We start from the raw sequence: 7247 nt of genomic DNA on the forward strand, positions 1-7247 counted from the left end.
ACGTAAATCATGATTCGTTTAAAAATAACTGTCCAATGCGCTCAGCATCAAACGGAACTTTCTCATACTTTACACCGGACTGATTAAGTAACTGTATTGCATATGAGTGATTATGGTAATCCATCGCATAATATATGGTTTTAATCCCCGATTGAATGATAGATTTAGTACAATTAAGACACGGAAAATGTGTCACATATATTGTAGCGCCATCTGTTGATACACCTTGTTTAGAACATTGTAATAAAGCGTTCATTTCAGCATGAATTGTACGTATACAATGCCCATTTTCCATGAGACATCCATCATCAATACAATGCACCTCGCCAGCAACTGAACCATTGTATCCTCCTGCAATGATTCGGTTATCTTTTATTATAGTGGCACCTACTGAAAGTCTTTGACAAGTAGAACGTAAAGCTAATAAATGTGCTTGTGCCATGAAATAATCATCCCATTTTAATCGATTCATACGTTGTTCACCTCGTTATTAATAAAGATTGACTCTAAAACAATATATATCCTTATCTATTTTATCACACGACAAAGTATTCTTTTAAATTCTCAAACGTCTTGTCTCCAATCCCTTTCACTTCCTTCAACTCATCTATAGATTGAAATTGTCCGTGTTCATCTCTATAAGCAAGAATCATTTGAGCTTTAGCAGGACCAATTCCAGGGATTTCAGTTAAATCAGAAGCTTCTGCTGTGTTTAAGTTGATGGGTTGTGTATTTGAGGCAGATTGGTCCACTCCTTCTGTATTAGAGTTTTGTGCTAAACGTTGTGCATCATTTTTAGATGGAATCATCACCATTTTTTGGTCAGTAAGTTTTTCTGCTAAATTCACTTGACTCACATCAGCATCAGGCTTTAATCCTGCCTTATCGACAAGTTGTTTCACTCGATCAGTTGACATCATAGTATAAGTATTTGGCTTTTTAACAGCTCCTTTGATATCTACAATAATGGTTGAAGGTTGTCCTTCCTTTGACACAGTGCCGTCTGAGTCATTGATGGTATTTGTTTCTGTAGATTGTTCAATTAAATGTGTGGATTCGGTTGTTGACGGAGGAGCTGTTTTAAACTGATTAAACATAAAAAAGCCTATGACGAGTAGTAAAATAGCAATCCCGAAAACAACACCCTTATATTGGATTACAAGTTTTTTAATCATATCAAATTCATTAATAATAAACACCTCTTTCATACATATACACGTATAAAAAAGGTGTTTTACTTTATTTCTTCGCTATAAAAAATAACCGGTCACTTTCTGAATTTTGATTATTGAAATCAAAATCGTAAAATGTCTTTATATGTTTAAACCCAACTAACTTTAACATTTCAATATATTGCGCTTTTGGTAATGTAACTTGGTAATGCGTTTCATCAAAGCGTGAATATTGCGCTGAAGTTTGATCATAAATAAAAAATGTTAAATCATGGTAGGCACTATTTGCTTCCTCTCCTTGTTCTGCTTGCCACAGAAGTGTAAGCTCTTCTCTATCATCAACATAGGTTTGATGATTGAATTGTGTCTCCATTTTATGAATCGTGTGAACATCAAAAAGCAAAGTGCCTCCATCATTAAGATGATGATAGACATGATTAAAAGTATTCATCACATCTTCAATCTCTACAACATAATTCAGTGAATCACAAATGATAGAAATCATATCAAATGACTGCCCTATATTCAGTTGGCTCATATCACCTGTTTGCCATTTGCCAAATGACATCTCGAGATTTTGTTTCAGCTATTGCTATCATTGATGGACTCATATCAACACCATATACAGTATTAAATATTTGTGGAAATTGCATTGTTAATGTTCCAGTACCGCATCCTAAGTCCAATATCGATGTGTAATGATTTGTTTGTTGAATGTGTTGAATAATATCAAACCATAAATCATAAGGTTGATCATCTGACAAGATGTCGTAAAAAGTACTTAAATCTTGGTATTGCATTATAACCTTAACGCCTCGTTATAACTTAAAATTTCAGCATCTTGATATAACTTCTCAATATTATAATAATCACGTTCGTCCTTATGGAAAATATGCACTACAACATCTACTAAATCAATAAGAATCCATCGACCTTCATTCATACCTTCAATTCTTTTTACTTCAATTCCCGCTTCATGTGCTGCGTCTTTAACTGCCCTAGCTATAGCTTGAACTTGACGTTCATTATTTCCGTGGCAAACCACAAAATAATCCGTCATATCTGAAATGCCTTTCATTGTGATTGAAATAATATCTTCGGCTTTCTTTTTATCAATTGCTTCCATACTTAACTCTAATAATTGTTTTGAATTCATTTAATCATCCTTTATTTTGTTTCATTTAAATTATAATAGTTTAAACAGTCGATTGTAGCTTGGTAGACTGTGACATCTTTTGAAATTAAATATAAAACCGTGCGCTTAGAAATCTCATAAATTGTTCGATCTAAACCTTTACCGCTATACACAAAATCACGTATTTCATCAACACCAGGCGTTTGACGACCTGGTTCAATATAATCCGCAATGAACACAAGTTTCTCTGTTTTCGTCATATTTTTACGCCCAGTTGTATGATTTTCGATTGCTAATAAAACTTCTTCATCTGACACATTATATTGATGTTTCATAATCGCTGCACATACGGGACCATGAAGAATTTCAGAACCATAACTTAATAAATCTGAGTCAAGGTCATACTTTGTTACATTTTGATAAAGTGAACTTAAATCATCATATTTTGAAAAATCATGTAAAATACCTGCTAATTCTGCTTTCACTTTATCCCCTTCGTATATTTCTGCAAGTTTCACTGCGGTATCTGCAACACGTAGAGAATGTTCATATCTTTTTTTAGGCAATTTTTGTTCTATAAGTTCTTTTGCAAATGCTTTATCCATACAAATCTTCCTCCGTAATATACTGCTCTACATTTAATGGCACCCACATATGAATCGATTGATTATTTTGACGTCGCTTTCTAATTTCAGTTGAACTGATCGCCATTTCTGGAATTTCAATTGCTAACATGTTATTACATTTAAACGTGTGCGTTTCACCACGATTAACAACGATAAATGTGACCAATGCTTTAAGTGCTTCAATTTTGTACCATTGATCCAATTGCTTAAATTGATCTGTCCCAATTACAAAAAACAGTTTCGCGTTTGGATGTTTTTGTTTTATGTCTACCATTGTATCGTACGTGTAACTTTGACCTTTTCTTTCTATTTCATTCAAATAGACTGTACCAAAGCCTAAATTTTCAACAACAAGTTCCACCATTTTAATACGATGCTTTGTATTTAAAGGATCTGATGCTTTTTTAAGTGGAGAAATATAACTTGGTACAATGTAAAAATAATCTGGGTTAATTCGATCATTCACTTCGCTAATAATCATTTCATGTGCACTATGAATGGGATTAAAATGACCTCCATACACAACTACTTTTTCCATTACGGTAACTCGATTTGTTTATTTTCTTCTGATTCTCTATATAAAATGATCATAGACCCAATCAGTTGCACTAAATGACTGTTTGTTGCTGTACTTAAAGCTTCTGCAAGCTCTTTTTTATCATCAAGATTATTTTGTAATATATGAATTTTAATTAATTCTCTTTTTTCAAGTGTTTCATCTATTTGTGTAATCATATTTTGATTGATTCCAGATTTGCCAATTTGAAAAATAGCATCTATATGATGTGCTTCACTTCTTAAATACCTTTTTTGTTTACCTGTGAGTTCCATAAGATCCTCCTTAGTTTTGATTTGATTTTAAATGTTCTAATACACGTTCTTTCATAGCTTCTATATTAGCTTGTTGATTCGTCCAAATTTCATAACTTTCAGCACCTTGGTATATAAACATATCTAAACCATTATAAGTTTCATTCCCATTTAATCGCGCTTGTTTTAAAAATGGTGTTTCAAATGGTGTGTAAATAATGTCACATACTAAAATATGTTGAGGAATGCCTGTCAAATTCAAAATACTTTCTGTTGATTGATCCATACCTAATGGTGTGGTATTAATAACAATATCAAATTGTCCTATATTAGATATGACTTCTTTTAAATCAAGCGGATAAACATCAAAAGTCCATTTATTTAATCTTTCTAGCGTACGGTTTGCAACTGTAATTGGGTGCTTGCTTATCGTTTTCAATGCATACGCAATACCCTTACTCGCCCCACCAGCGCCGATAATTAGAATACGCGCATCCTGTAAATGAGGATAACGATGTTTTAGCCCTTCTACAAAGCCACTACCATCTGTATTGTAACCTATCCATTTACCTTCTTTAATTTTAACTGTGTTTACAGCACCTATTGTTTCAGCTGCTGGGGATAACGCATCAAGATATGGAATAATACGTTCTTTATGAGGAATTGTAACATTAAATCCATCCAAATTACGCTCAGAAATAATACTTTTAATATGATGAAAATGTTTAGGATCAATATTTAATGCTTCATATTCATGTGCTTCATCTAGACTTTTAAAATTAGCATGGTGCATCATAGGTGAAAGTGAGTGTTGAATTGGATGACCAATCACAGCAAATTTCATTTATACCACCTCTTTTACATTATAGAAGGTCTTAAAACCACATCTACTGATTTTGGAACAGTAACTTGTACACTAGCGCCCTCATTAATTGTGATAAAACCAAGTCCAGATATCATAATATCTTGTTTTCCATTTTGAGTTTCAATATTGATTGTTTTTAACGCTTCAAAATCAAAACGTTTCGAATCAGTTGGTGGTGTTAATAATTTACCAATTTGTTCTCTCCATAATTGATCTGCCTTTTCTAGTTTTGTTCGATGAATGGGTAGTTCATTTGCAAAATAACAAATGAATGGACGTTTACCACCTCTGATATAATCAACCCTAGCTAATCCACCTAAAAATAGACTTTGCGCTTCATTTAATTGAAATACACGCTGCTTAATTTCCTTTTTAGGTATAATAGTATTAAGCTCTTTCGTTGTAACTAAATGTGTCATTTGATGCTCTTGAATAATACCAGGCGTATCAAAAATCAAACTTGTATCATCAAGCGGAATATCAATCATATCCAGAGTCGTACCAGGGACTTTAGACGTTGTCACTACATCTTTTTCTCCAACACTTTCTTCGATTAAACGATTGATTAACGTAGATTTCCCGACATTTGTCGTCCCTACAATATAAACATCTTGATTGTTACGATGTTTTTCAATTGATGCCATTAATTCTTTTAATCCATGACCTTTTATGGCAGAAATTAAAATAACATCATCTGCGTATAGTCCATAATTTTTAGCTGACTTACGTATCCATTCTGTAACACGTCGTTTGTTGATTTGTTTTGGTAATACGTCAATTTTATTTGCGACTAGAATAATTTTTTTATTTCCTACAATTCTCTTGATGGCAGGGATAAATGAACCTTCAAAGTCAAAAACATCTACAATATTAACAACTATCCCTTTTTGGTCTGCTAAACGATTAAGTAATGTTAAAAAATCATCGCTATCCATGCCAACATCTTGTACTTCATTATAGTTTTTAAGTCGAAAGCATCGTTGACATATCACATCTTCTTCATGCAGTCTAGACTGCGGGACGTATCCTGGCGCATTTTTATCTGTAGATTGTAATGTTGCTCCACACCCGATACATTTTAACGCTTCATTCAATAGTTATTCCTCCCAATTAATAAATCCTTTTCTTTTAAAATAATGTAAAATTCGACGTTCGATTAATCGATTGAATTGGGTTACTAACCCATCAGAGTTTTTCACTGGCACAACCATAATTGTATAAAGTCCATTACGATTTCCACCAAATACATCTGTCATCATTTGGTCGCCAATAACAACGACTTCTTCTTTTTTTAGCCTCATTTGCTTAGTAGCTTTTCTTAGAGATTTACCTAAGGGCTTACGAGCTTTAAATATATAATCTACGTCTAGAGATTGACAAAATGATTTAACACGTTTTTCATTATTATTTGATACAACTGTCACCTTAATGCCTCTATCACTTAATGATTTAAACCATTCTTTAACTTTAGGTGTAGGTTCTGCTTCGTCCCATCCTACTAAGGTATTGTCCAAATCTGTAATAACACCTTTAATTTGACGCTTTTTTAAATCATCAAAATTAATTTCATAAATAGATTGTACGTATTGATTTGGTAAAAATAAACGTTTAATCATGCACCAAATTCCTCCAACTCTAGTAATTTACCCATTTTGCTATTTTATTTTTAAAGTAACTTAATCAACTTCATGACCATTTCACTTGATGACTTCGACGCAACTGTTAAAAATGCATCAAACGTCATATTAGCTTCTTCATCAGCTAAATCAGAAATAGCACGTGTAATGATAAAAGGGACATTAAACTGATAACACGTTTGCGCAATCGCAGCCGCTTCCATCTCAGCCGCAATCGCTTCTGGAAAGTGCTCTAGAATCGCTTGTCGTTGTACGTCAGTACCTATAAAGCTATCTCCAGATACTATGAGTCCTTCCACAATTTGAGCATCAATTGCATGTAACGCCTCTTCCACCTTTTGATAAAGGTAATTATCTGCTTGATAACGTGCAGGCATTCCTGGTATTTGTCCCATTTGATATCCAAAAGCTCTTGCATCAGCATCGTGATGTGACACTTCTGTACTGATTACAACATCTCCTAAAGCTAAGCCACCTTGTAGTGCACCTGCTGATCCAGTATTGATAATATAATCTGGATGATATTGTTGAATTAATAGTGCAGTAGCAATCGCAACATTCACTTTTCCAATACCACTTTGAATTAATACAACTTCCTGATTTTCAAGTTTCCCTTGATAAAACACTGTATGTGCGATTTTTTCTTGTTTTAAGTCTTTTATTTTTCCTTTTAATATTTGAATTTCTTCTTCCATCGCACCTATAATACCAATCATTTACAATTAACTCCTTCTTATATACGTTTACCCAAAATTTTTTGATTTCATAGTTAAAACCATCTGTTATTTTATCATATTCTATATCTAAACGTCGCGTCTATAATGTTATGATTAAACGTAGCATAAAAGCAAGATTAACGGCCAATGACAATTAAGGGCTCTATACTTTTAACGGTTGGTGAAATATTCACTAGCCGTTATTTTTTAGTTTTTAATATAAAAACGGCACAAATATCTCTATAATTGTAAGTACCAACAAACGAATTAAGGAGAGATATTTATG

Annotated in this window: 9 protein-coding genes and 2 pseudogenes; all 11 read right to left on the reverse strand. The window is 33.1% G+C overall.

Going from position 1 to position 7247, the window contains the following annotated elements; all coding sequences use genetic code 11:
- Positions 1-7: 7 nt before the first annotated feature.
- The 11 genes and pseudogenes from HHH54_RS09160 to mtnN all read right to left on the reverse strand — a co-directional run bounded on the left by HHH54_RS09160 (position 8) and on the right by mtnN (position 6961).
- Positions 8-472: a ComE operon protein 2 gene (locus HHH54_RS09160; protein WP_198618541.1), complete on the reverse strand. Its 465-nt coding sequence runs from the start codon at positions 470-472 to the stop codon at positions 8-10.
- Positions 473-536: 64 nt separating this feature from the next.
- Complete coding sequence (locus HHH54_RS09165; RefSeq protein ID WP_198618542.1) at positions 537-1208, reverse strand: helix-hairpin-helix domain-containing protein; 672 nt, start codon at positions 1206-1208, stop codon at positions 537-539.
- Between the two features lie 31 nt (positions 1209-1239).
- Positions 1240-1972 (reverse strand): annotated as a pseudogene (locus HHH54_RS09170) (class I SAM-dependent DNA methyltransferase).
- Complete coding sequence (rsfS, locus tag HHH54_RS09175) at positions 1972-2328, reverse strand: ribosome silencing factor (RefSeq protein ID WP_198618543.1); 357 nt, start codon at positions 2326-2328, stop codon at positions 1972-1974. Before rsfS ends, HHH54_RS09170 begins: the two are co-directional and overlap by 1 nt.
- A pseudogene (gene yqeK, locus HHH54_RS09180) lies at positions 2329-2912 on the reverse strand (bis(5'-nucleosyl)-tetraphosphatase (symmetrical) YqeK).
- On the reverse strand, positions 2905-3471 hold the full coding sequence (gene nadD, locus HHH54_RS09185) for a nicotinate (nicotinamide) nucleotide adenylyltransferase (protein ID WP_198618545.1): 567 nt from the start codon (positions 3469-3471) through the stop codon (positions 2905-2907). Before nadD ends, yqeK begins: the two are co-directional and overlap by 8 nt.
- Positions 3471-3764 (reverse strand): ribosome assembly RNA-binding protein YhbY, encoded by a 294-nt coding sequence (yhbY, locus tag HHH54_RS09190; RefSeq protein WP_198618546.1) that lies wholly within the window; start codon positions 3762-3764, stop codon positions 3471-3473. Before yhbY ends, nadD begins: the two co-directional genes overlap by 1 nt.
- A gap of 10 nt (positions 3765-3774) precedes the next feature.
- Positions 3775-4587 carry a shikimate dehydrogenase gene (gene aroE, locus HHH54_RS09195; RefSeq protein ID WP_198618547.1) on the reverse strand — a complete coding sequence of 271 codons (813 nt, stop codon included), beginning with the start codon at positions 4585-4587 and terminating at the stop codon, positions 3775-3777.
- A 14-nt stretch (positions 4588-4601) separates the two neighbouring features.
- Positions 4602-5702, reverse strand: coding sequence for a ribosome biogenesis GTPase YqeH (gene yqeH / locus HHH54_RS09200; RefSeq protein ID WP_198618548.1), 1101 nt, complete (start codon positions 5700-5702; stop codon positions 4602-4604).
- Between the two features lie 3 nt (positions 5703-5705).
- Positions 5706-6224: a YqeG family HAD IIIA-type phosphatase gene (locus HHH54_RS09205; RefSeq protein ID WP_198618549.1), complete on the reverse strand. Its 519-nt coding sequence runs from the start codon at positions 6222-6224 to the stop codon at positions 5706-5708.
- 50 nt (positions 6225-6274) lie between these two features.
- Positions 6275-6961: a 5'-methylthioadenosine/S-adenosylhomocysteine nucleosidase gene (mtnN, locus tag HHH54_RS09210; protein WP_198618550.1), complete on the reverse strand. Its 687-nt coding sequence runs from the start codon at positions 6959-6961 to the stop codon at positions 6275-6277.
- Positions 6962-7247 lie beyond the last annotated feature (286 nt).

This window comes from Staphylococcus canis, assembly GCF_016238445.1.
GTDB classification, from domain to species: Bacteria; Bacillota; Bacilli; order Staphylococcales; family Staphylococcaceae; genus Staphylococcus; species Staphylococcus canis.